Raw genomic sequence first — 22,535 nt, 5'->3', positions numbered from 1 at the left:
GCCTTATTGCATCAATGGCCCCTGACGGCTGAGGCACGCGAGCAGGCATGTGGGGTCGAGGACTTCTTCGTTCACGTAGACACCGCGTTGCTGATCGTAGGAGCGGATGAACACTCGAACCGTGGCATCCGCTACCGTCGGCAATCGTGAGTCGGAGAACTCATGCTGACTCGAAACGGGGATGAAGTCCTGAGGCGCTGTCGGGATGTACGAGCCGGGCGGCACCGTGCTCAGTGACGGTGGCACGGGGTGAGCGAAGGGTTGGTCGGCCCCGTAATAGTTGAACTCACTGCTGTAATCGGTAGTGGGTGTCAGGCTGTCGTCCGCGTGAGCACCGGTTGTGGTGATCAGGCAGAGGGCGAGCAGTAGCCTCAGATCGGTTGTTTTCATGGCAGCACCTGCGAAATCGGTTTTTCCCGCAATTCCCCAAGGTCATTAACTATAGCTCCCGTACGAGCGCGCGTTCGCGATGCCCGGATTACAAGATTTGAACAAAGACTCAATGGGGATTTTCGAAACCCTGATCTAGACTCGTGCCGGTCAATCAAGACCCAGTCTGGAGCGCGCAATGGAAATGCCGACAAAAGAAAAAGCCATCGCCAGCAACCGCGATGCCTGGAATGACTCCGCCCGACACCACAAGGACACCCCCGAATGGCAGGCCCGTTTGACGGCTGTGGGTGACAGGGATTTTTGCTGCATGGACGACACCCTCCGAGGTTTGCTGGAACAAGTGGGTGTCGACGGCAAGGACGTGGTGCAACTGGGCTGCAACAACGGCCGCGAAAGCTTGTCGTTGTTTGCGTTGGGTGCCCGCCACGTCGTGGGTGTCGACCAGTCCGAGGCCTTTCTCGATCAGGCGCGGGAATTGGCGTCACGCTCACCCCATGCGCCTGAGTTCATCGAGGCAGACATCCATCACTTGCCGCCTGAACTTCATGGCCGCTTCGACGTGGCCCTGATCACCATCGGCGTGTTGAACTGGATGCCGGACATCGGCGAATTCTTCCGCCACGTCGCGCAAACCCTCAAGCCCCGTGGCAGCCTGGTGGTGTACGAAACCCATCCCTTCCTCGAAATGTTCGACCCCGAGTCCGCCGATCCGTATCGGCCGGACAGCTCGTACTTTCGCAGCGAACCTTTCGTGCAGGACCAACCGATCGTCTACGAAGGCAAAGTCGACCAGCAGGCGGCTCCGTCCTACTGGTTCGTCCACACCCTGGGCGCCATCTTCACCGGCGCCATCGACGCCGGATTGCAGATCAGCCACTTCAAGGAGTACCCGCATTCCAACCGCGAGGAACTCTATGATCGGTATGAGCAGCAAACGGCGCAGTTGCCGTTGTGTTTTACGTGGGTGGCGGTGAAGCGATAGGTTCCGGGCATAAAGCTATGTACTGAATCGGCAGACGCCATCGCGGGCAAGCCTTGCTCCTACAGATGATCGTGATCGAACACACATGCTGTGCGCAATGAAGACCTGTAGGAGCATGGCTTGCCCGCGATAGCCGCAACTCGGTCTCAGGACGTTGCTGCCCGAACGACGCAGCCCTTGATGATGCCTATTCGCGGTGCTGCTACCGTCCGCTATCCTTGCTCCACGCACATCGAACGGTTTCCCCCATGCTTTCGGTCCAAGGCGTCTTCAAAAGCTACGCCACTCCCCAGGGTCCATTAGCGGTTCTGCAAGGTGTCGACCTCACCTTGAAACCCGGCAGCAGCCTGGCGTTGATGGGGGAGTCGGGCAGTGGCAAGAGCACCTTGCTGCACCTGATTGCCGGATTGGACAAGGTTGATCGCGGCAGCATCCGCAGCGGCGAACATCGGCTGGAGCAGATGAACGAAGGGCAACTGGCGAACTGGCGGCGGACCGAAATCGGCTTGGTGTTTCAGCAGTTCAACTTGATCGGCAGTCTGCGCGTGGAGGACAATCTGGCCTTTCAGGCGCGATTGGCGGGGCGCCATGATCCGCGCTGGCAGGCGCATCTGGTGCAACGTCTGGGCTTGGGTGATTTGTTGCAGCGTTATCCGGAACAGCTGTCCGGCGGCCAGCAGCAACGGGTCGCGCTGGGCCGTGCCCTGGCGTCGCAGCCAAAACTGCTGCTGGCCGACGAACCGACCGGCAGCCTCGATGAAGCCACCAGCGATGAGGTCTTGAAGTTGTTGCTGGAGTTGCTCGACGACAGTCCCACCACCTTGTTGATGGTCACCCACAGCCCACGGGTTGCCGCGCGGCTGGCCGAAAAAGTGGTGCTCCACGGTGGCCGACTGGCTGGCGCGGACGAGCGCTGAGGTGCGGGTCTTTCGCGAGACGCTGCGGGCGCTGCTCAGTCATTGGTGGCAGCATCCGGTGCAGTTTTTCAGTGTGCTGACCGGGCTCTGGCTCGCCACCAGCCTGCTGACCGGCGTGCAGGCGCTGAACAGCCAGGCGCGTGAAAGCTATGCCCGGGCCAGTCAGTTGATCGGCGGCGAACCCCAGGCCAGCCTCAGTTCACCCAGTGGCGCAACCTTTTCCCAACACGTGTTTGTTGACCTGCGCCGTTTGGGTTGGCCGGTGTCGCCGGTCCTGCAAGGTCGGGTGACGCTCAAGGGCCATGAAGACCAGCGCTTGCAGCTGATGGGGATCGAGCCGGTGTCGCTGCCCGTCGGTTCCGCAGTGGCCGGGCAGGCGTTGGCGATTGAACATATCGTCGAGTTTTTCAGCCCTCCGGGCAGTACCTGGATTTCGCCGCAGACGTTGCAGGCACTGGGGCTGCACGAGGGCGAACGCCCGGTGAGTTTGAGTGGCCAGACTTTGCCGCCGCTGCATGCTCAACCCGATATGGCTCCCGGTGTGTTGTTGGTGGACATCGGCTTCGCCCAGCAGATTCTCGGCCTGCCGGATCAGCTGTCACGCCTGCTGCTGCCGAAGGATTTCACCGCGCCGCTGCCTGATCAATTCAAGGGGCAGCTGCAGCTCAAGACCAGCGGCGAAGAGAACAATTTGTCGCGCCTGACCGAAAGCTTTCACCTGAACCTCGATGCGCTGGGTTTTCTGTCATTCGTGGTCGGCCTGTTCATCGTCCACGCCGCGATCGGCCTGGCGCTGGAACAACGCCGTGGCTTACTCAGAACCCTGCGCGCCTGCGGCGTCAGTGCGCGAATGCTGATTACCTGTCTGGCGGTTGAACTGGGTGGTCTGGCGTTGATCGGCGGACTGGTCGGGGTCGCCAGCGGCTACCTGCTGGCCAGCGTGCTGTTGCCGGATGTCGCCGCCAGCCTGCGCGGGTTGTACGGCGCCGAAGTGGCGGGGCAGTTGAGCCTCAGTCCGTGGTGGTGGCTCAGCGGTGTCGGCCTGAGTCTGTTGGGCGCGTTGTTGGCGGGGGCAAACAGTTTGTTGCGGGCCGCACGCTTGCCGTTGCTGGCGCTGGCCGACCCGCAAGCCTGGCATCAGGCTCACGCGCGCTGGTTGCGGCGTCAGGGTTGGGTTGCCGCTGTTGCCGCGGTGATCGCACTGCTGGCGTTGATCTTTGGCGACAGCCTCAGCAGTGGCTTCGTGCTGATGGCGGCACTGTTGATCGGCGCTGCGCTGGCGTTGCCGGTGGTGCTCAACTGGGTGTTGAACCTCGTGCTGCATCGCAGTCGCTCGGTGCTCGGCCAATGGTTTCTCGCCGACTGCCGTCAGCAACTGCCGGCCCTGAGCCTGGCGCTGATGGCGCTGTTGTTGGCACTGGCGGCGAACATTGGTGCGGGCAGCATGACGGCCGGTTTCCGTCAGACCTTCAGCGATTGGCTCGAACAACGCCTGACCGCCGAACTGTACGTCAATCCGCGAAATCCGGCCCAGGCCAGAGAGCTGCAAACCTGGCTCAAGCAGCAACCCGGACTTACGGCGGTGCTGCCCAGCTGGCAAGTGTCGATCCAGTTGCAAGGCTGGCCGGCGGACGTCTTCGGCGTGATCGATCACCCGACGTATCGCCAGCATTGGCCGCTGCTGGAAGCCTTGGGCGACAACCCGTGGGACCGACTGGCCAAGGACGATGCACTGATGCTCAGCGAACAACTGGCGCGTCGGCTGAAGGTGCGCCTTGGCGATCACCTGACGATTCTTACACCGAACGGCGCCTGGTCGCCACGGATCGTCGGCATCTACGCCGATTACGGCAATCCCAAGGGGCACATGCTGGTCAACGTCAACCATCTGCTGCGCGGTTGGCCGCAGCTGACACCGAGCCGTTTCAACCTGCGCATCGACCCGACGTTGATCCCTGATTTCCTGACTGCGCTGCAAACGCGCTTCACGCTGGAGGACAGCCGCATCGTTGATCAGGCGCGGCTCAAGGGTTGGTCCACGCAAGTGTTTGAACGCACCTTTGCTGCGACCGCTGCGCTTAACAGCCTGACCCTCTGTGTGGCGGGCGTGGCGCTGTTCATCAGCCTGTTGACCCAAAGTCAGAGCCGCCTCGGGCAACTCGCCCCTCTGTGGGCGCTCGGCGTGACTCGCCGGCAACTGATGCTGCTCAATCTCGGGCAGACCTGGTTGTTGGCGGTGCTGACCCTGGTGCTGGCGTTGCCGTTGGGGATCGCACTGGCGTGGTGCCTGGACACGGTGATCAACGTCCAGGCCTTCGGCTGGCGCTTGCCGCTGCGGGTGTTTCCGCTGCAGCTGTTGCAGTTGATGGGGCTGGCGCTGCTGGCGACTTTGCTGGCGTCGGCGTGGCCACTGTATTCGCTGTATCGCACGCAACCGGCGGATCTGCTGAGGACGTTTGCTCATGAAGATTAAGGTCGGCGTGTTGCTATTGGCGTTATTGAGCGGCTGCGATAACTCGGCGCCTGTTGAGAAAGGCTTCGCGGGGCTGGGTCATCAGGCCGCCGCGTTTACGCCAGTGGTGCCCTGTCGGGTGTTCAGTTTTCCGGCGGATCACGGTCCTCATGACGGTTTTCGCATTGAATGGTGGTACGTCACCGCCAACCTAAAGGACGATCAGGGACGCGAGTTCGGCGCGCAGTGGACGTTGTTTCGCAGCGCCTTGAAAGCGACGCCCGAAGTGGCTGGCTGGGGTAATCAAATTATCTGGCTTGGCCACGCGGCCGTGACGTCGGCGACAGTGCATCACGCCGCCGAACGTTACGCCCGTGGTGGCGTTGGCCAGGCTGGCGTGAGCCTCACGCCGTTCAACGCGTGGATCGATGATTGGCGTTTCAGCAGTCAGGGTTCCGACCCTATGGCGGATCTTCAACTCAGCGCCCGGGACAAGGATTTTGGCTATCAACTGCGGCTGACCTCCGCACGTCCCTTGGTGCTTCAGGGCGACAAAGGCTTCAGTCAGAAATCCGAACAAGGGCAGGCGTCGTACTACTACAGTCAGCCGTTTTTTCAGGCCAGCGGCTCGCTGGATATCGACGGCAAAACATACCAAGTCAGCGGCCCGGCCTGGCTCGACCGCGAGTGGAGCAGCCAACCGCTGACCGCCAACCAGACCGGCTGGGACTGGCTTTCCCTGCACCTGGACAGCGGCGAGCAGGTGATGCTCTACCGCATGCGGCAGAAGGACGGCGCGCCTTACCTCACCGGCACCTGGATCGACACTCAAGGCCAGACGCAGTTGCTGCACGCCGCAGACATAAGCCTCACCCCGCAAGACACCGCCAAAGTCGCCGGGCGTTCGATGCCGGTACGCTGGTCGATCAAAATCCCCGACAAACACCTCGACATCTCGATCAGCGCGCTCAACCCCAATGCGTGGATGGCTTTGCGCATTCCCTATTGGGAAGGGCCGGTGCAATTGAGCGGCAGCCATGGTGGGCAGGGATATCTGGAAATGACCGGGTATTGAGTCGGAACTCTCGGCAGAGCGATGGCCTCCTAATTTTAGAAGCCCATTCACAGGAGCCCGCCATGAGTGAAGACCTGAAACCGCCTGACCTTGATTCGTGGCAGCGCCTGTTCGAAGACAAGGCCTACTGGCAACAATCCCCCGACGCCCATTACGCCGAACTGCTGCGGGTGGCCGACGACTTGCTGGGGCAGGGCGCCATTGACCTGGAACAGTGGCAAGCCTTGAAGGCCAAGGCCGATCAATCCCATAAAGATTCGCCTGCCGTGAACGTCGCCCAAGAGGTTGACGATCCCGAGGCTTGAGGAGAACCCACATGAAACCGACGACCCCCACTGAACACCCTGACGAACCGCGGCCACCGGGAGAAGTCGAGCGCGACAACGACGCTCTGCGCCCGACCGATCCGACCCGGCGCAAGGAAAGCGGCAAGGGCACAGAAAGCGGTGAATCCACCGCACAAGAAACTGCGAACACTCCCTGATCAGCGTCTATGCTCATCTGCGCAGAGGGCGCTGGACGGTGGTTCAGCGCTCGTTGCTGCCTCCAATTCACAGGGAATGTACCGCTTATGAAACTTCACGCACTGACTAAAGCCATCACCCTCGCTACCTTGCTGTCTGCCGCCAGCCTTGGCGCCATGGCTGCGGACATTCCGCTGTCTGCCGTTGTGGAGGCGGATCAGGTCACCACCAAAGTTGTCTCGGTCGATGCTGCCAATCACCAGGTCGTCCTGGAGGGGCCGGAAGGTCGTCAGGTCCATGTGCAATTGACCGACAAGGCCAAAAACCTCGGCAACTTGAAAGTCGGCGACCAAGTCGAAGTCACGGTTACTAGCTCTGTCGCCGCCTACCTAGACACCGATGTCGACAAAGGCCTGCCAGGCACCGTCGAACGCGCTGGCGAAGTCCGCGCAGCCCCCGGCAGCGACAACCCGGGCGGCGAAGCCTACCGTCAGGTGCAGGTCCAACTGAAAATCACCAAAATTGACGTGAAGAAAAACCAGGTAACCTTCGAAAACCCCGCCGGCCAGTCCAAGACCGTTGACGTCGTAAGACCCGAAGTTCAAGCGAAATTGAAAGATCTGAAAGTTGGACAGAGTGTCGTTGTCACCTATACCGACATATTGACAGTGACCAGCAAGCACTGAAGTTGAGTATTAGCTCTATAGGTTGATTGTTCTTGTGCAGTTTTTTTGTATAAGAACAATCAGTTTTAATGGTCTAACTGGTGAGTTATGGAGGTCTGTAAATAGTATTTGGGCCGACATTTAATCGAAAGTTGTTTCGATAAATTTCATGTTCATATACGCGGACATATTCGAAAACTTCAATTAAAATACTTCCCGTTCGCCCAGTGTCAGGGCTCTTTACCGGTGCATGGATTGCCAGGCCATTACACTGGGCGAACACCTTATCGACGTGCGATACACACCTGCAGCAATACGTTAAAATGCGCGGCATTTTGCAGATCAAGGAAGAAAACGGCTGCCGCCGTTCTGACACGGATGAAACCACTCTCCCTCTACCACCCGGTGCTTTACTGGCTCCGCGTGTGGCAAAAAAGACTGTTCCGACAATTGGCCTGGCGCTTCTCCCGCAAGCAATACGCTGTTTCGCTGAACACCGTCTCCCGCTTGCCATTTCGCTACCTCAAGCACACCTCCAAACTGATCCGCAAACTCGGCAACTCCGATCTTGCACTGCAACACAACAAAGTCATCAACCTGAAACTGGCCGTCGATTCGATGGACGGCGTCATCATCGGTCCTGGCGAATATTTTTCATTCTGCCGCCTCGTGGGTCGGCCCACCCGCAAACGCGGTTATGTCGAAGGCATGGAGCTGTCATTTGGTGAAGCACGCAGCGGCATCGGTGGCGGGATCTGCCAACTGAGCAACTTGATTCACTGGATGGCGATTCACTCACCGTTGGTCGTGGTTGAGCGGTCGAACCACAGCTTCGATCCCTTTCCTGACGAAGGGCGAGTACTGCCGTTCGGCTCCGGGGCTGCGATCTTTTACAACTACATTGACCTGGTGTTGCATAACCCGACCGATCGTTATTTTCAGTTAAAGCTCAATGTCGCCGAGCAACAGTTGGAAGGGGAGTTGTTGTGCGATCAGGTGAGAGAGTTTCGGTATCACGTTTATCAACTTGGGCATCGGTTTGTGCGAGACGGTGGCCGGGTTTTTCGCGAGAACGAGATATGGCGGGAGGTCAGGAGCAAGGGGCAGGAGAGTCAGGTGTTGAAGAGTGAGCGGCTTTATAAGAATCGGGTGGTGGTTAAGTATGAGGTTGAGGAAGGTTTGCTGACTTGAAATGCATAAAACGGGCGATCATTAGATCGCCCGTTTTTTTATTTAGCGCAAAGCCGTGCAGAAGCGCGCCATTGTCATAGAGGCATCGGCTTGAGATCTGCGCAGATCATAAGTATTCGACATGGCTCAAACGATCCAGGCTGTCCCCTAAATAGAATGAAAACGGTCGTCCAAGCGCTTCGCCTTTCTTGGCACATAATGCCTCCATCCCGCTTTGGTCTGTGCGACCAAGTTGGCCCGGATGTATCGTCTGTTGTCCGATAGAGCCAAATTCAAGTGCTATCTGGTCGACCACCATCCACGTTCTGCGATTATCGCGAGTGGTAATAGACGTCGAGGGTGAAACGTTGACCAAGCCGCTGTGAATCGCGTTCATTAGCGCTGGATCTTGAAAGCGCCAGTGAGCGCTCACCTTGGCGGGGCGTTCGGTGGTGGTCAGTAGCGTCACGAACGCGTTTTCACGGGTCTTCGAATTCGGTTCATAGGCCGTGATTCGTAAGGCAGGGTTGGGTAAAAGATTGGCGGACAGCTGGCATTTAACTTCGTCCCCAATGCCATATTTGAAAGCGCTCGCCATCTTTTGAAAGCCATCGCCCCAAATGCTCCAGGGGAATGCCGCCGGTAGGCAGTGGCAGAGGCGCAACGGTTGTACCGTCAGCGCGCTGTTCTGATCGAAGTGACAGCGCGGCGGCTTCAAGGGAAAGGGGCAATGCCAAAAGCAGGGCGAATGGTTGTGCGATGGTAAACAAGGGTTCATTCCTTTGGGGGGTGTGTATCCGGTTAATTTGATGCGGGTGGCAATGACTGATGCCGGCGCAATTATGAACGCAGCGTCGGCAAAAAGCCGCTATCTGCCGGAGTTATAGAGGCTTTGACTGAATGTTTTTTACTGACAGTTCTCACTTAATATCGACAGACGCTGAGTGAGCCAACTTTGGCATTCAACGTCAGGACAAATGCCTCCTCTGACGTGAACCGCGAGGTTTCCAGAAAGTCCAGAAACCACTCCACGTCCAGCGCCGCGAATATCGCCAGCCACTCAGGTCTTTTCGCTTTGCAAGCCGGCATTGCTGTCCCAGCCAGTCCATGACCCTTGCCTTCAAAAAACAAGAAGTAAGCATCGTCGTAGCAGTAGCCAATCAACTTGGGCCAATCAGAACTATGGGGCTGCTGCGGTACAAGATCCTTTTCGGCGATCACGTAGTAACTGCGGACTTTGTGGGGCTGTGGGGCAGGGCTGTTGTCAGAAAGCCAGATCAGGCATTGGGTTGCTTTGTCGGCGTCATCCATCCAGGCCGATTCTTTCTTGTCTAACTCAGTCATTGTCCCCGCCGCGTCTGAGCGATGAAACATCAGCCAACCGTCTCGACCTTCGTTGACGATTAAATAGGTGTACCCATGACCTTCGACGGTTAGCGACCAACAGCCGAAGTAGGCTCGTTGATCCGAGTAATCAGTGATGGTGAACCCGGCACGTTGAACAGCGTTTTGCAGATCGGGGTAAGGCATGCGGTGGACTCCTGTCCGGGGTGAAAGCACTGGTTGAAGGACCAATAGGGGGTACCAACGTTTATCTGGGGCAGTGGCAGTAGAGAACCAAAAGGAACCAAAAGGGGACAAATTTATTTTCGTGATTGCGTGGAAAATAAATCTGTTCCATTTTTTAGTCTCATTTTTTATTTTGTTATCGAAAGATACCACCTGACAAATTCAAAAAAACCACTCCATTTTGGAGGAGTCAGACCAGATACGAAGTCTTCTCGTTGAGCTAAGTCGAAGTCCCAAACGCCACCACTATTCTTGTCGAGCAAATAACCTCCTTCACCTTGCAAGGAGGTAAAGCCTATGTAATTTTCTGGTGGCTCCCACATGTCGTGAATGAACTCAGTCCCCATCAGAATCTGCTCTGTGGGCTCGGATACGTCACAAATGTATTCGTCAGATACAGAGCTCTGAAAATTAGCAGGTAGGTAATTTATATAAATACTACCGAACTCGCTGTCTGGAGAGACCCCAAGTGTTTCAAGGGCACTTATAGCCAAGTCCTTGTCGGTTCTATGTATGTTTCCAGGCTGCCTTTCTATCAGGCTAACTAAACCTTTGGGTATCATTTGTTTACCTTGGCTGCACGACCCCTCCAACATTGAGGAACCTCTTTGTCAAATAGCTCGCTGTCTACAGGTGCGTCAGGGTTTTTATTTCTTCCAGATGGGTGATTTACTTTGCCTCCTTTGTCCAATTTTGTAGTCCCCTTTTTAAACCGTATAGCCCCGACTGGGCGACGATAAGTGAGCGGCAGGTCCCTGTGAAGCCGTAGATTTGTTTGAACGAGTTATTAACTTTCTATTCAATCTAAAGCTGGGTCCAACACATTGCTAATATGATTCTGGAGCTATGTTATGCCTTCTCTTCTTCTGCCAAAAACAAACTCTGCAAATCACCTGTTAGTGATTTTTTATCGTCACCATACGTGAGCGAGAATTCATCACTTTCACCATTTATTACGCTGACTCCGTCGATGACCCCTAGAATATTAGAAGTTGTGTCCACCATTGCCTGTCTAATCACCTCAAAGAAAACTTCTTGCTGTTCGGCAGGCAATGAGTTGAATAGGGTTAATGCACGCTTCCAGTACTCATCAGTCACATCTTTGATTGAGGTGCTGGAAAATAGATCTTTGTAAATAGAAAGATTCTCTTCTACGACAGTCGTTTTGAGCCCAATTACAAAGTCTTTCGGATTCATTTGATAGCTGCTCATTTGGAAGACGCGTCAGGGTAGGAGTCTTTGTTCATTTTTATCAGCGTTTGTAGTTGTTTGTTCGGTACATCTTTATATACTCGTCGAAGTTCAAAAATATCACGTGCAAGAACCTGTCGTGGATTTGCCAGTCCTGCAGTGCTCCGAGAGACAATACCATTTGGACCTTTGATTGTATGACCTACCTTAGGAACGAGAATTGACGGTGCTGTAGCCGGATCATACCCAGAAATCATCTCTTTCATTAGCGCTTTTTGCCCGACGTGATGAGCATCCAGACCCGGTACGGTACCCTTAATTTCATTATAAGGACCTACAGTATATTTACCTGGTGTCTCTGGCGTCCCTTCATCTACTTTGGCTGTAGACGCCGGATCCTCCGCCGAACTTGTAGGCTTACAGTTGGGGCCTCCTGGGCAGTTGTCCAACCCCAACGGATCCACCCACCCCGTAGGGTTAGGCACGTACTGGTAGTTGTTCAACCCACCCGCAAGCTTGATCGGATCCGGCGTCAAATACCGCCCAGTGCCCGGATTGTAGTAGCGATGCCGGTTGTAATGTAAGCCCGTTTCCGCATCGAAGTACTGACCCTGGAAGCGAAGAGGGTTGTCGATTTCAGCAACGTCGAGGGTGGCGAGGTTGCCGTAGGCGCGGTATTTCGCCGACCACATGATCTCGCCGCTGTAGTCGGTGAGTTCCTGCGGGGTGCCGAGGTGGTCAAGTTGGTAGTAGAACGGCTCGGCTTTGAGCGGGCCTTCACCATCGTGCATCGCCAAGGGGCGGAAGGTGCCCGGCTCGTAGATGTAGCTGCGATAGCGGTTGTCCGCGCTTTCGGCGATGAGGCGCTCGCCTTGCCACAGGAATTCCGTGGTTTGACCATCGACGGTTTTGGCGATTCGACGGCCGAAGGCGTCGTACTTATAGCTTGCGACGCTACCGCCGGGAAGGCTGACCCCGATGAGGCGGTGTTGGCAATCGTAACGGTACTCGGTGACAAGCCTTTGCCCCGTGCCCCGGCGTTCGCGGATCTGGTTGCCGTAGGCGTCGTAGTCGTAATGGCGGTCGCCTTGCATCAGCAGGCGGTTGCCTTTTACGTTGGCCAGGTTAGTAGTTGGCTGGTCGTCTTGACCCAGGAGGTTACCCGCTGGGTCGTGGGCAAAGCTTTCCGGGGTGGTGCCACGGACGTTGATCAGGCGGTCGAGCGGGTCGTAGTGGTAGCTGTGATTGCCTTTGCGGCTGTCATCGATGCCGGTGAGATTGCCGTTGGCGTCGTAGGCGTAGCGGCGCTGGAACAGATTGCGGTCTTGTTGACTGACACTGTGGGCTTGCAGTCGGCCTTGTTCGTCGTACTGGTATTGGCTGAGCAGCAGGCCTTGCTGACGCTGCTGTTCGCGACCGGCGCTGAACTGGTGCGTGGTCAGGCGCGAGCCATTGAGGTCGATGCTGCTCAGGCGACCGTCGGATTGGTGGCGGTAGTCGAGTTTGCTGCCGTCGGGTAGGCGACAGTGGCTGAGTTGACCGAGTTGGTCGTACTCGTAACGCAGGGTGCCCCAGCCCTGGTGCTCGGTGATCAGCCGGTCTTGCAGGTCGTATTCGTAGGCGAGGGGCCAGTGGCCGTCGTCGACGTTCACGAGGCGACCGAGGGCGTCATAGCTGTAGTGAATCTTCTCGCCATCGGCCAAGGTTTTCACCAGCAAGCGGCCAGCGGTGTCGCGTTGGTACTCAGTGAGCAGCTCACTGCCGTCGTCGCCGAACTCGGTTTTCTTCAGCAACTGGCCGTTGAGGTCGTATTCGTAAGCGGTACGTCGACCGTCGAAACCGGTTTCCTGCTGGATGAGACCATTGGGGTAATAGTCGAGGTGGTAGTGTTCGCCACGTTGGTTTTCGATCTCGCTGAGCAGCAGGCGCGAGTTGTCGTAGCGATAGCGCAGCTGGCTGCCATCCGGGTTGATGCGGCGGCTGACCAGGTGCAGGTTATCGGCGTATTCGAAGCGGGTGACGCGACCCAGTTCATCACGTTCGGCGGTGACTTTGCCGTAGGCGTTGTAGGTGAATGCACGGGTTGCGCCACCGGGCAGGGTGATTTGCGCGAGGCGGTTGGCCGCGTCCCATTGGTATTGGGTGATCGCGCCGCTTTCGTCCTGGCGAGTGATTTGCCGCCCCAACGCGTCGTAACGGTACTTGCGCTGACCGCCGTCCGGCAGCTGTTCTTCGAGCAGTTGGCCGAGATTGTTCCAACCCAGCTGATGACGGCTGCCGTCGGGGTGGCGGATTTCCAGCAGACGGCCCTGACGGTCGTAGCTGTAATGGGTCGAATTGCCGTCTGGGTCGATTTGTTCGGTGATATCGCCTTGGTCGTTGCGCCAGTATTTCCAGGTCGCCGGACCACGGTTCACAACGCGGACGAAGCCGCGGTAGTACTCGTAGGTAGTCGGTGCATCTTCCGGTGGAATGACAGCGACGAGTCGGCCGGCGTCGTTGTACTGGTATTCGGTGACGGCGCCGAGTGGATCCTTCTCTGCGATCAGGCGGCCCTTGTCGTCGTAGGCCTTGAGGTGTTCCGCACCGTCGGGATCGACCTTGGCGACCAGTCGAGCCTGATCGTCATGGGTGTAGGCCTCTTCGCTGCCGTCGGCGTTAGTAACCGTGACGCTGCCCTTGTCATCCCTGGCGTAGAAGAGCCAAAGGGGATGTTCTTATACGTACTAAGAAAGGGTCAGTTACTCGTAAAGCCCTTTAGATGAGTCCAGAGCGTTCAGCAGTTCCTCTTCAGATATTGAATACTGACTAAGATTGTCTGTATCTAAATCCCCCCACTCTTGTTCATCTTCTATTTCTAAGAGCAGGAGAGGAAGATTCTTTTGACTGAAGAAGGCAATTAAGTCGCGAATATCCTTGTCGCGCTGAACATGGTCATTTCCGTAGAGATCACATGTGTAAAAAAAACCTTTATCGCCCATGGCGAGTTTTTTTGTGAGCCAATCAGCGACATCTTAAATCGTTGGTGCAGGAATTTTGCAACTTCAAGGTCGCTAGTGGGGGCAGCAGAAGCAATACTTATCTTAGTCATGGCTCAAAAAATCCTCAGGAACCAGTGGGTTAAGTGGCTTTCCTTTGGTCTCGTTTTGGAAGCTGCCACCGTGCCATCTATATAGATGCTCATCTCTAACCAAAAGGGGACAGATTTATTTTCGTGATTGCGTGGAAAATAAATCTGTCCCCTATTTTTCTAAATTAAATATCAACTACAAGCTTTTCTAGGAACTCCGAGAACGAGTTAGCTAAAAAAACATGTGATCTGACAGGGTTGCCGTAGTATTCGGATTCATAGAAGTAAATATTGCCATATTCATTTTCTTTGATAGAGAAACAAAAATAGTCCCCTCCCGCATCAGCAGCGAAAGGAACAAGGTTTTTCGGCATTAATGAGTTGTCAACGAATGTCTCTTTGTAGGTTGACTCGATAGTGTCGCCCCCATATTTCAAAGGTAGGAATTCGTTTATCTTATAGCCGTTACCATTAAGCTCAAACAAATTCACTTCCGAGTGGCCTCCGTTGTTTATTTTGTAGAACTCTTTGAATTCTTTTGGGAATTTTATATTTAGCTGTTGCTCTGAGTTTTTTATGTCTGCGTCTGTTGCTGGTAGCTTTTGGTCTTGTAAATTCATTTGTAAATTCTCCTGGCGTTTATATTCTACGTCGTGATGCGCTTCATATTGGCTGGACAGAAAAGGGGACAGATTTGTTTTCGTGTTTGCGTGAAAAATAAATCTGTCCCCTTTGTTTCTATCCTCTGAGAGTTTAGTCTTGGTATTCAAAACATCCGCGGTATGTAAAGAGATTATTTCTGATTTTAGTGTTTTTGGGGGTGTCCGAGAAGGAGCAGTCGTAGATTGCAACTATGGTGTCTATAGGCGCTTCGGTCAGAGGGGCATTTTTATTTTTCATGTCAGACGCGATGTCAAGGTCGTATGAGCACCCGTAAATTGCATCTATTAGAGAGTTTGTTGGCTCGATTTTATCTGCTTCGACAGTGTCATCGTCAACAAAACCAAGTGAGAAAGCCTTGCTGAACTCAGAGCCAAGAAAGTCTCCGTCGTCAGAATACTCTGGGCTCATCACATCTCGAAGCGTAGACGGTTCCCAATCGGTGTTCGCCGTCCAAATAGAAACGATTTTTTTCGAGCCCATTTTTTGCTTCCTCAATGTTTTAGTCCTGAAGGCAGAGCATCGGCGCAGCGAATAAAAGGGGACCGATTTATTTTCGTGGTTGCGTGGAAAATAAATCTGCCCCCGTTATTTCGTCCCCCTTTGTTTCCTCAACTATAAAGCCCTCTATTCGCTCCACAAGTTAACAAAATCATCGAAGCTATTAGCAATAAAGTAAACGTTGCGCGAGTTTGTATCAAAAATCTCAACAGTGATTGAGAACGTTTTGAAATTCAGGCAAACCAGGTAACCACCTGCATCCCTTGCGATAGGGACCATTCCTTTGGGAAGGCCAAGGGGTCTTCCTGCCCCTAAATACCATGTGATGGTATACGGGGTGACAACAGGCGAGAAAGAAAAGAACTCGCTTATGCAGGTTTCTTCATCTCCATATGAAAATGAAGATATTTCTGGAGAAGCTTCATTGGAGTATGTGACTAGATTCAAAAATGATTCTGGGAAAACTACACCAAGTAGTTTTTGTACTTGGAAAATCGTATCGCAATCAACTGAAGATCCTGGATCAATCCCAAAAGAATTCCAGTCGAATTTCATATACGGCTCCCTTGCAGTGAATAAATCATGCCCCATTCAGCAGCAAAAAAGGGAACGGGGGTACTTTTGTGAGCGCACATGATAAACCTGTTCCTTTTTCATTGAGTGATAATGTAGACGTTATTTTCATGTGCATCTGAAGTTTGACCGAAAAAAATACTTAACTTTGATTGAAAAAGAAGTAGTTTATTTTTTTTCTATCTTTTAATCCACAAAATATATCGAATTCTTTTTGTGGAGGAGCAGTATCCGTGATCACAAAAGTTTGATCACGTTTTACTTGAAGCAGAAAGTCGAAGTTTTCACTTCGTAAGTAGATAGAGCTTCGTCTTCAAGTATCCATTTTGGAGGCAATCCTGTCCACCCAAATATATCTCCATCCTCTTTTGGTGAAAACTCCAGATACTGCTGTTTTATATCGGAATTATTGTTCTCTGTTTTTAGAGTTATTTCAGTTTTAAATAGGTAGACTTTGAGTAGCTTTCGGTATGTTATTAGGAAGCCATTTGGAATGGTCGCATTTTTTAGGCCGGTGCTAAGCATTTGTGGAATCGTAAGGTCTTCATCCGTGTCTGCTGTTGCGCTGAAAAAGCTTAATGTGTATCCGCTGAGTTTGTGGGTAGTAGGGAACTCAATTGTAAAGAAAAAGTTAAAGGGGCGCCGTTTTTGCTTTTAGGTGCGTCTATTCCTGGTGGAAGTATAGGGTTGCCACCAATGTATGAATTTGTTTTTAGGTTTGTTTTGATTATAAACACTGGCGGTGCTCCTTAGTTATCAAGCTCTTTTTTGAAAAGCCTACAAAAGTGGACAGATTTATTTTCGTGATTGCGTAGAAAATAAATCTGTCCACTTTGTTTTGTATGGTCCATCAAGCTTTCCGGTTGTTTCATTTGATTGTCCCAGGAGTCACGGTGATTAGACTGCCTGCATTATCAGTATATAAAATAAATCCGCCCCGTTTTCTTTTGTTTTCTTTTGTTTTCTTTTGTTTGCTTTTTGATGTGTCATTTGTCAGTGGTAATAAAATACTTGTCAGGGGCCGTCCAGCTGATCATTGTAAAATTTCCGATTAATAGTCCCTTGTCTCTTAGGTACTCAAATATCTCGGCAGGGCACCACTCTCTACCATCGGAAAAATAAACTTCAAGATTCCTTAGTTGGTTAAACACTCCGGCTTTTTTTTCATCGGTTGGTGTGATGATTTTGTACTCATTAAGATCGATGTCATTTGTGAAACCAATGCCAATAAGCTTTTCTTTTATTTTTGCATCAAGAATCTTTACTCTAACAAAATCGCTGTCGGATTTTTTCACGTAGGCTTGAACTGTCATTTAACTAGGACCTCTGTCATGGTAGATACACCGGGTGCATCGGTAGTATGGATAGAATCAATTACCAAACGGACGCCTCTCCAATCAAAAAGGGGACAGATTATTTTTGTGATTACATAGAAAATAAACTAGTCTCCTATTTCCCGATTTTTCTGTTTAGAAAAAATCTATCCTGGTTTTTCTTCGCCTTTTTTTCTTGATGTTAGCTAAAGTTTTTCTAGATCAAAACTGCAACCATTTGTCTTTATTTCAGACAGAAATTGGTCAAGGCTAATCACAGGCTTGCCAGCATTTTGGTTGGCGTACTCTCTACGTAGAAGCCTGAACAGTTCGCCGATTGTTTTTTTGTTTCTTTCGCTAAGGTTCGCTATTAAGTCAAAGCTGTATTCGGACATGAACGGTGTGTCATTTCGCGTTAGATAATAACAGCTTATATTTAACAGCAAGGAATCCGCATCTTCGTAGCGGTTCTGCAGCGATGTTAAATATTTACTGAATACGTCAAGTAGTATTTTATTTGGGCTTTCTTTAGATTTTAGGTGTCCGCAGAGACCTTGCCAGTTGTTGATATAGAGATGATCTCCCCAGTCAGGGGCTCGGGAAAAATATTGTCCTTGGCCTTTAAAGAACTCCGAGGGCTCATTGTTTTCTAGTGCGATCTGAAATTTGGTTTTCATTGAGGTTTTTCCCAGTCCTCAAGTTGGCTTGAACCAAAAGGGGATAGATTTATTTTTTCAAAATTGCGTGGAACCAAATCTGTCCCTGTTGTCCCCTGTTGAGGCAATGGGGGGGGCTGATTTTGGGCTTAATGTAGTTGCGAACTCTAAGTGATCTTTTTTAGGAACTCAATTTTTGCATCTGCAAAGCTCGAAAATTCTTTGAGGTCTTCCACTCGTCCTCGCTCAGAATAATAAACGATCCATTTCACAACATCAAAAATAATACAGGTTCGCTCATCCCTGTTAACCCCGATGGAGTAATAACCTTCAGGAACTCCCAGAGTTTTTAATTCTTGAGCCAGCTCATTCAGGCTTGTAGTCTTGATATTTTCCGCGGAACAACATCCCTTTGGCGAAGGCTTTCCGGATTTCGGCGCTCTCCTTGAGCAACGCTTCGCTCGGCATAACGTGTTGCTCGAGGGGGAGAGGTCTTGACCATTCCAGTACTTCTTTAGTGAACGCGGCTTTGGGGCGGTTATTGATCCAGGCTGCGATGTAACAAGGTATCGTCCAGCCACTAAAAAACTGAATTATCAAAAATCCCCAGACATACCGAAGGAATGAATGATGAGAACGGTATCCTTTTCTACACATATGGAAATACGCGACTGAGCCTGCTTCGAATTCATCTGATTGCCCCATGGGTAATGCTTGAGGCCCTTCTTCCATATAGACGCGTATAGCCTCCCACTCAGCTATGGCTTGGTTCAAGTTTCCACTAGGAACACTGACCCACAGTACGTCGCCATTTTTGTCGCGAAGTCCGATCATTAGTTTAAACTCGGGGATTACAGCATATTGAGTGATCAGCTTGCTAACTGAAACGCTCGCGATAACTTCTTCCCACGGCACATAACGAGGGGACATTCCCTTCTTGGGAACAAAAACAACTTTCCGACGTTGGCGATTGAAGCGTATGGGAGGTTGATTGCTGGCTTGGCGAATTGCAAAGAAGAATACGCAAAGGTAAAGAGTGGCAAGCGCTCCCACAAAGCCCCAAACCGCAATGCTTGTAAAGAAATCCAGCCAACTGCTCCAAAACGGCTCTACATCTTTTCTTAGCCAAGAGCCAAACCCCGTTGTAAAAAAAAGAAAAATCAACAGGAACATCACCGCCCCAATTCCTGCTCGGGCGATAAACTCAAAACTTCCTCGAGAAATGGCAAAGTCTAAGAAAACTTCATTGGCATAGCGGTGCAGTTGGCGCGCACTGAAAGGCGGCACTCCAGTGGGTAACGGTTTTGGTGATAAATAGACTGTCTCAGTACCCAGTTCTCTCTCGATATCGCCTGCGTGAGGCAAACGATCGTATTTATTTTCCAAGGGACAGATCTCGTCAGGTGGTGGGCTCGGGTTCTTGAGTTGGTTCTGTAAATTTCACCTTGAAGTAATCCAGCAGGTTTTGTCCTTTGGCAAAGGCCTTCCGGATTTCAGAACTCTCCTCGAGCAACGCTTCGCTTGGCATAACGTGTTGCTCGACGGGGAGAGGTTTTGACCACTCTAGGACTTCTTTAGGGAAGGCGGCTTTGGGGCGGTTGTTGGCCCAGCCAGAGATGTGGCAGGGCAACGTCCAACCGCTGAAAAACTGGATCGTCAAAAAGCTCCACGCGTAACGTACTAAGGAGTGATCCGCACGGTAGCTGCGACGGCACAAATGGAAAAAATCGACAGTACCTTCCTCAAGCTCATCTGATTGATCTGGTGGTAAGGAAACCATTCCTTCCTCCATATAGACACGAATTGCCTCCCACTCAGAAACGGCAAGACTCAAGTTGCTACTGGGGATCACAGACCACAGCACATCATCTGTGTTGGCATCTCTTAAGCCAATCAGTAATTTAAATTCAGGCATTACTGAATATTGAGTAATGAGCTTTCCCACCGATACGCAAACAATGACATCCTCCCAAGGTACAAAGCGCGGTTTGTCGCCTTTTTTTGGGGTAAATACAACTTCGCGACGCTCTCGATTGAAACGGATGGGTGGGTGAATAGATACTTGGTGAGCTGCCTGAAAGAAAAAATAAATATACGTTAAAGAGATCGCTCCAATAATTGACCACAGCACGGGGTTGAAGAAAAAACTCAACCAAGCACTAAGAAAAGGTTCTTGAGATCTTCTAATCCAAGAGGCGAAACCTGAAAAAAAGAATAATAATATCACGATTAGCATTATCGAGCCGATGCCGGTTCTCGCCATAAACTCAAAGTTACCTTGCCCTATAGCAAAATCCAAAAAAGTTTTATTAGCGTTACGATGCAGTTGGCGTGCGCTAATTGGAGGCATGCCCGTAGGTACTGGTTTTGGAGATAAGTACACTATCTCGGTGCCTGACTTTCTCTCAAAGTCACCCGCATGGGGTAACCGATCGTACTTGTTGTCATGCATTTAGAGTCTCCGCCTTAATATAGGTCCAATTTAAAGTGGTTCGATCAGATCTGACACTAAGACGACGCTAAAAGGGGGCGGATTTATTTTCGTGATTGCGTAGAAAATAAATCTGTCCGATTTGTTTCGCCTTTGTTTCGGACACGCCCAATCGCGCAGCCACCTCTGAGACAGTAAGCTGCGTCGGTCACAGCCTTTAAAGACTAGAAGAATGGGGATGCCAACAATAAATAACGAAAGCGCTAATGCCCCCCCAAAATATCCTTCGGAAGTGCTCTCATGATGCACGAACCAAATACTCATAAGCAGTACTGGCCAAATAACCATGACGGCAGAACCGATGTTGTAAGCGCCAATATCAAGACAAACGTCGTTCTTGCGCCCAATGGTGTTAAGCGCATCCTTGGGCGTTTTCCCCGTCGGAACGGCTGGTGGTGCCAGATAGTCCTCTCGTGAGAGCAGTCCCTTGCGGCTGCCGGGTATGGCTGAAGTCATGCCTTATCCTTGGGCTTCTAAGCGCTGGAATTCTACGCTTCTTAATTTTTACTCAATGCGCCGTCTGCACAGCCAGTTCGGCTTCACGCTTGGCGATGGCTTCTTCCAGTTCTGGGGATCTCTTGGCCCATTGCTCGGGGGGCAGTGGTTTTGACCATTCGATGATGTCGGGGTAGAGCAGGTCAGGCGGGTAAGACAATTTCAAGTTCTGCAACTTTTCCGCGAAATATGTCCCCAAAATCGTAATGCAGAATATCCCCCATACAACACCTATCAGGTCACCCTTACGCAGGTCGATGATGAGCGATCCGATTTGCGTTTTTTCGTACGGCGCAATACCCACTCGGCTCTCAGGGACGGCGTCAGGTCCTACTTCCATGTAACTACGTGTGCACTCCCATAACGCCCTGGCCGTGGTGCCGCCGCCACAGTTAAAACCAAACGAGAAATGTTTGTTGTCTTCTTTGGCCTGCGGATCTGGGTTTTCGAAGCCGATGATCAACAAGCCCATGGTGGCTTTACCGGCCTGGCTCACCGAGGATTGTTGCGTGGCTGCTGCCGTGACGCTTTCCCAGGGCACAATCCAGTACTCGCCGTCCGTCCGCGGTACGCAGACCTCACGGCGTTGCCGATTGAAACGCACGGGCAAGGGGACGTCGCGGAATAGGCCTTGAACAATAAAGAGCGCAGGTATACCTGTAATGATTCCACCTCCTACAAGAGTAAACACACTGAGATCGGGGGAAATATTTCTAAAAGCAAAGGCCAGTCCCAAAAACAGCATCACCATTGGCCACAGCACCATCACCGCCGAGCCAATACTGTAATTACCAATGTCGAGAAAAACCTCGTTCTTGCGCCAGATGGTGTTAAGCACATCGCAGGGCTTTTCCCCGGTGGGGATGGGCAATGGCGCCAAATAATCATTGCGCGAAAACAACCGTTTTTTTGTGGTGCCTGCCGCTGGCATGCTCATGCGTTGTCCTTGGGTTATAAGTCCGGCTACTCTCCATCAAGCTAATTCTTGAACCGTCTGCGCGGCTAATTCGGCTTCACGCTTGGCGATGGCTTCTTCCAGTTCTGGGGATCTCTTGGCCCATTGCTCGGGGGGCAGTGGTTTTGACCATTCGATGATGTCGGGGTAGAGCAGGTCAGGCGGGTAAGACAATTTCAAGTTCTGCAACTTTTCCGCGAAATATGTCCCCAAAATCGTAATGCAGAATATCCCCCATACAACACCTATCAGGTCACCCTTACGCAGATCGATGATGAGCGATCCGATTTGCGTTTTTTCGTACGGCGCAATACCCACTCGGCTCTCAGGGACGGCGTCAGGTCCTACTTCCATGTAACTACGTGTGCACTCCCACAACGCCATGGCCGTGGTGCCGCCGCCACAGTTAAAACCAAACGAGAAATGTTTGTTGTCTTCTTTGGCCAGCGGGTCTGGGTTTTCGAAGCCGATGATCAACAAGCCCATGGTGGCTTTACCGGCCTGGCTCACCGAGGACTGTTGCGTCGCTGCCGCCGTGACGCTTTCCCAGGGCACCAGCCAATATTCGCCATTCTCTCGCGGCACACACACTTCTCGGCGTTGCCGATTGAAGCGCACGGGCAAGGGGACATCGCGGAATAGGCCCTGGATCACAAACCAGATAGGGATGCCCACGATAATTAATCCTCCCCCCCATATCAGAGGGTCAGGCGTGATGTAATTCAGAAGCGCAAAAAGCATTACCATCGGCCAGATCACCATCACCGCCGAGCCAATACTGTAATTACCAATGTCGAGAAAAACCTCGTTCTTGCGCCAGATGGTGTTAAGCACATCGCAGGGCTTTTCCCCGGTGGGGATGGGCAATGGCGCCAAATAATCATTGCGCGAAAACAACCGTTTTTTTGTGGTGCCTGCCGTTGGCGTGCTCATGCGTTGTCCT

General features: G+C 52.3%; 24 protein-coding genes and 1 pseudogene. 8 read left to right on the top strand and 17 right to left on the bottom strand.

Annotation, left to right across the window (positions count from 1 at the left end):
* Positions 1-3: 3 nt before the first annotated feature.
* Positions 4-390 carry a hypothetical protein gene (locus ACA079_RS20730; RefSeq protein ID WP_497700750.1) on the bottom strand — a complete coding sequence of 129 codons (387 nt, stop codon included), beginning with the start codon at positions 388-390 and terminating at the stop codon, positions 4-6.
* Between the two features lie 178 nt (positions 391-568).
* On the opposite strand from ACA079_RS20730, the gene ACA079_RS20725 reads away from it, so the two are divergent.
* The 8 genes from ACA079_RS20725 to ACA079_RS20690 all read left to right on the top strand — a co-directional run bounded on the left by ACA079_RS20725 (position 569) and on the right by ACA079_RS20690 (position 8,139).
* On the top strand, positions 569-1,375 hold the full coding sequence (locus ACA079_RS20725; RefSeq protein ID WP_497700749.1) for a class I SAM-dependent methyltransferase: 807 nt from the start codon (positions 569-571) through the stop codon (positions 1,373-1,375).
* Between the two features lie 248 nt (positions 1,376-1,623).
* Positions 1,624-2,292, top strand: a complete 669-nt coding sequence (locus ACA079_RS20720; protein WP_140684222.1) for an ABC transporter ATP-binding protein — start codon at positions 1,624-1,626, stop codon at positions 2,290-2,292.
* A 1-nt stretch (position 2,293) separates the two neighbouring features.
* Entirely contained in the window at positions 2,294-4,765 is a 2,472-nt protein-coding gene (locus tag ACA079_RS20715; RefSeq protein WP_497704354.1) for an ABC transporter permease, read from the top strand.
* Positions 4,755-5,819 carry a lipocalin-like domain-containing protein gene (locus ACA079_RS20710; RefSeq protein ID WP_497700748.1) on the top strand — a complete coding sequence of 355 codons (1,065 nt, stop codon included), beginning with the start codon at positions 4,755-4,757 and terminating at the stop codon, positions 5,817-5,819. Before ACA079_RS20715 ends, ACA079_RS20710 begins: the two co-directional genes overlap by 11 nt.
* A gap of 62 nt (positions 5,820-5,881) precedes the next feature.
* Complete coding sequence (locus ACA079_RS20705; RefSeq protein WP_201182154.1) at positions 5,882-6,124, top strand: hypothetical protein; 243 nt, start codon at positions 5,882-5,884, stop codon at positions 6,122-6,124.
* 11 nt (positions 6,125-6,135) lie between these two features.
* On the top strand, positions 6,136-6,303 hold the full coding sequence (locus ACA079_RS20700; RefSeq protein ID WP_162842855.1) for a hypothetical protein: 168 nt from the start codon (positions 6,136-6,138) through the stop codon (positions 6,301-6,303).
* Positions 6,304-6,390: 87 nt separating this feature from the next.
* A complete protein-coding gene (locus tag ACA079_RS20695; RefSeq protein WP_497700747.1) occupies positions 6,391-6,969 on the top strand; it encodes a hypothetical protein in 579 nt (192 codons plus the stop codon).
* Between the two features lie 357 nt (positions 6,970-7,326).
* Complete coding sequence (locus ACA079_RS20690) at positions 7,327-8,139, top strand: VanW family protein (protein ID WP_497704353.1); 813 nt, start codon at positions 7,327-7,329, stop codon at positions 8,137-8,139.
* A 106-nt stretch (positions 8,140-8,245) separates the two neighbouring features.
* On the opposite strand, the gene ACA079_RS20685 is transcribed toward ACA079_RS20690, so the two are convergent.
* From ACA079_RS20685 to ACA079_RS20610, 16 genes and pseudogenes are all read right to left on the bottom strand, one after another.
* A complete protein-coding gene (locus tag ACA079_RS20685) occupies positions 8,246-8,836 on the bottom strand; it encodes a hypothetical protein (RefSeq protein WP_497700746.1) in 591 nt (196 codons plus the stop codon).
* 206 nt (positions 8,837-9,042) lie between these two features.
* Entirely contained in the window at positions 9,043-9,648 is a 606-nt protein-coding gene (locus ACA079_RS20680) for a hypothetical protein (RefSeq protein WP_497700745.1), read from the bottom strand.
* Between the two features lie 167 nt (positions 9,649-9,815).
* Entirely contained in the window at positions 9,816-10,250 is a 435-nt protein-coding gene (locus ACA079_RS20675) for an SMI1/KNR4 family protein (protein ID WP_497700744.1), read from the bottom strand.
* 286 nt (positions 10,251-10,536) lie between these two features.
* Positions 10,537-10,884, bottom strand: coding sequence for a hypothetical protein (locus tag ACA079_RS20670; protein WP_497700743.1), 348 nt, complete (start codon positions 10,882-10,884; stop codon positions 10,537-10,539).
* 11 nt (positions 10,885-10,895) lie between these two features.
* Positions 10,896-13,574: pseudogene (locus ACA079_RS20665) on the bottom strand (RHS repeat-associated core domain-containing protein); the annotation flags it as partial.
* Positions 13,575-13,619: 45 nt separating this feature from the next.
* Positions 13,620-13,859 carry a hypothetical protein gene (locus tag ACA079_RS20660; protein ID WP_497700742.1) on the bottom strand — a complete coding sequence of 80 codons (240 nt, stop codon included), beginning with the start codon at positions 13,857-13,859 and terminating at the stop codon, positions 13,620-13,622.
* Positions 13,860-14,133: 274 nt separating this feature from the next.
* A complete protein-coding gene (locus ACA079_RS20655) occupies positions 14,134-14,568 on the bottom strand; it encodes an SMI1/KNR4 family protein (RefSeq protein WP_497700741.1) in 435 nt (144 codons plus the stop codon).
* Positions 14,569-14,701: 133 nt separating this feature from the next.
* Positions 14,702-15,091 (bottom strand): immunity 22 family protein, encoded by a 390-nt coding sequence (locus tag ACA079_RS20650; RefSeq protein WP_497700740.1) that lies wholly within the window; start codon positions 15,089-15,091, stop codon positions 14,702-14,704.
* 144 nt (positions 15,092-15,235) lie between these two features.
* Positions 15,236-15,664 (bottom strand): SMI1/KNR4 family protein, encoded by a 429-nt coding sequence (locus ACA079_RS20645; protein ID WP_497700739.1) that lies wholly within the window; start codon positions 15,662-15,664, stop codon positions 15,236-15,238.
* A gap of 1,004 nt (positions 15,665-16,668) precedes the next feature.
* Positions 16,669-16,995 carry a hypothetical protein gene (locus tag ACA079_RS20640; protein ID WP_497700738.1) on the bottom strand — a complete coding sequence of 109 codons (327 nt, stop codon included), beginning with the start codon at positions 16,993-16,995 and terminating at the stop codon, positions 16,669-16,671.
* 206 nt (positions 16,996-17,201) lie between these two features.
* Positions 17,202-17,672, bottom strand: coding sequence for a hypothetical protein (locus ACA079_RS20635; protein WP_497700737.1), 471 nt, complete (start codon positions 17,670-17,672; stop codon positions 17,202-17,204).
* A gap of 345 nt (positions 17,673-18,017) precedes the next feature.
* A complete protein-coding gene (locus ACA079_RS20630; RefSeq protein WP_497700736.1) occupies positions 18,018-19,037 on the bottom strand; it encodes a DUF6708 domain-containing protein in 1,020 nt (339 codons plus the stop codon).
* A gap of 13 nt (positions 19,038-19,050) precedes the next feature.
* A complete protein-coding gene (locus tag ACA079_RS20625) occupies positions 19,051-20,103 on the bottom strand; it encodes a DUF6708 domain-containing protein (protein ID WP_497700735.1) in 1,053 nt (350 codons plus the stop codon).
* Between the two features lie 30 nt (positions 20,104-20,133).
* On the bottom strand, positions 20,134-20,598 hold the full coding sequence (locus ACA079_RS20620) for a hypothetical protein (protein WP_497700734.1): 465 nt from the start codon (positions 20,596-20,598) through the stop codon (positions 20,134-20,136).
* A gap of 52 nt (positions 20,599-20,650) precedes the next feature.
* Entirely contained in the window at positions 20,651-21,574 is a 924-nt protein-coding gene (locus tag ACA079_RS20615) for a hypothetical protein (RefSeq protein ID WP_497700733.1), read from the bottom strand.
* A 36-nt stretch (positions 21,575-21,610) separates the two neighbouring features.
* Positions 21,611-22,525 carry a hypothetical protein gene (locus ACA079_RS20610; protein ID WP_497700732.1) on the bottom strand — a complete coding sequence of 305 codons (915 nt, stop codon included), beginning with the start codon at positions 22,523-22,525 and terminating at the stop codon, positions 21,611-21,613.
* Positions 22,526-22,535: the final 10 nt, after the last annotated feature.

Source organism: Pseudomonas sp. LBUM1645 (genome assembly GCF_059716185.1).
This window is presented reverse-complemented; position numbering and strand designations above follow the sequence as displayed.

Excerpts from the sequence above, each read along its gene's own strand:
- ACA079_RS20730 (WP_497700750.1), bottom strand. The coding sequence starts at position 390 with ATGAAAACAACCGATCTGAGGCTACTGCTCGCCCTCTGCCTGATCACC.
- ACA079_RS20725 (WP_497700749.1), top strand. The coding sequence starts at position 569 with ATGGAAATGCCGACAAAAGAAAAAGCCATCGCCAGCAACCGCGATGCC.
- ACA079_RS20720 (WP_140684222.1), top strand. The coding sequence starts at position 1,624 with ATGCTTTCGGTCCAAGGCGTCTTCAAAAGCTACGCCACTCCCCAGGGT.
- ACA079_RS20710 (WP_497700748.1), top strand. The coding sequence starts at position 4,755 with ATGAAGATTAAGGTCGGCGTGTTGCTATTGGCGTTATTGAGCGGCTGC.
- ACA079_RS20705 (WP_201182154.1), top strand. The coding sequence starts at position 5,882 with ATGAGTGAAGACCTGAAACCGCCTGACCTTGATTCGTGGCAGCGCCTG.
- ACA079_RS20700 (WP_162842855.1), top strand. The coding sequence starts at position 6,136 with ATGAAACCGACGACCCCCACTGAACACCCTGACGAACCGCGGCCACCG.
- ACA079_RS20695 (WP_497700747.1), top strand. The coding sequence starts at position 6,391 with ATGAAACTTCACGCACTGACTAAAGCCATCACCCTCGCTACCTTGCTG.
- ACA079_RS20690 (WP_497704353.1), top strand. The coding sequence starts at position 7,327 with ATGAAACCACTCTCCCTCTACCACCCGGTGCTTTACTGGCTCCGCGTG.
- ACA079_RS20680 (WP_497700745.1), bottom strand. The coding sequence starts at position 9,648 with ATGCCTTACCCCGATCTGCAAAACGCTGTTCAACGTGCCGGGTTCACC.
- ACA079_RS20675 (WP_497700744.1), bottom strand. The coding sequence starts at position 10,250 with ATGATACCCAAAGGTTTAGTTAGCCTGATAGAAAGGCAGCCTGGAAAC.
- ACA079_RS20670 (WP_497700743.1), bottom strand. The coding sequence starts at position 10,884 with ATGAATCCGAAAGACTTTGTAATTGGGCTCAAAACGACTGTCGTAGAA.
- ACA079_RS20660 (WP_497700742.1), bottom strand. The coding sequence starts at position 13,859 with ATGGGCGATAAAGGTTTTTTTTACACATGTGATCTCTACGGAAATGAC.
- ACA079_RS20655 (WP_497700741.1), bottom strand. The coding sequence starts at position 14,568 with ATGAATTTACAAGACCAAAAGCTACCAGCAACAGACGCAGACATAAAA.
- ACA079_RS20650 (WP_497700740.1), bottom strand. The coding sequence starts at position 15,091 with ATGGGCTCGAAAAAAATCGTTTCTATTTGGACGGCGAACACCGATTGG.
- ACA079_RS20645 (WP_497700739.1), bottom strand. The coding sequence starts at position 15,664 with ATGAAATTCGACTGGAATTCTTTTGGGATTGATCCAGGATCTTCAGTT.
- ACA079_RS20640 (WP_497700738.1), bottom strand. The coding sequence starts at position 16,995 with ATGACAGTTCAAGCCTACGTGAAAAAATCCGACAGCGATTTTGTTAGA.
- ACA079_RS20635 (WP_497700737.1), bottom strand. The coding sequence starts at position 17,672 with ATGAAAACCAAATTTCAGATCGCACTAGAAAACAATGAGCCCTCGGAG.
- ACA079_RS20625 (WP_497700735.1), bottom strand. The coding sequence starts at position 20,103 with ATGCATGACAACAAGTACGATCGGTTACCCCATGCGGGTGACTTTGAG.
- ACA079_RS20620 (WP_497700734.1), bottom strand. The coding sequence starts at position 20,598 with ATGACTTCAGCCATACCCGGCAGCCGCAAGGGACTGCTCTCACGAGAG.
- ACA079_RS20615 (WP_497700733.1), bottom strand. The coding sequence starts at position 21,574 with ATGAGCATGCCAGCGGCAGGCACCACAAAAAAACGGTTGTTTTCGCGC.
- ACA079_RS20610 (WP_497700732.1), bottom strand. The coding sequence starts at position 22,525 with ATGAGCACGCCAACGGCAGGCACCACAAAAAAACGGTTGTTTTCGCGC.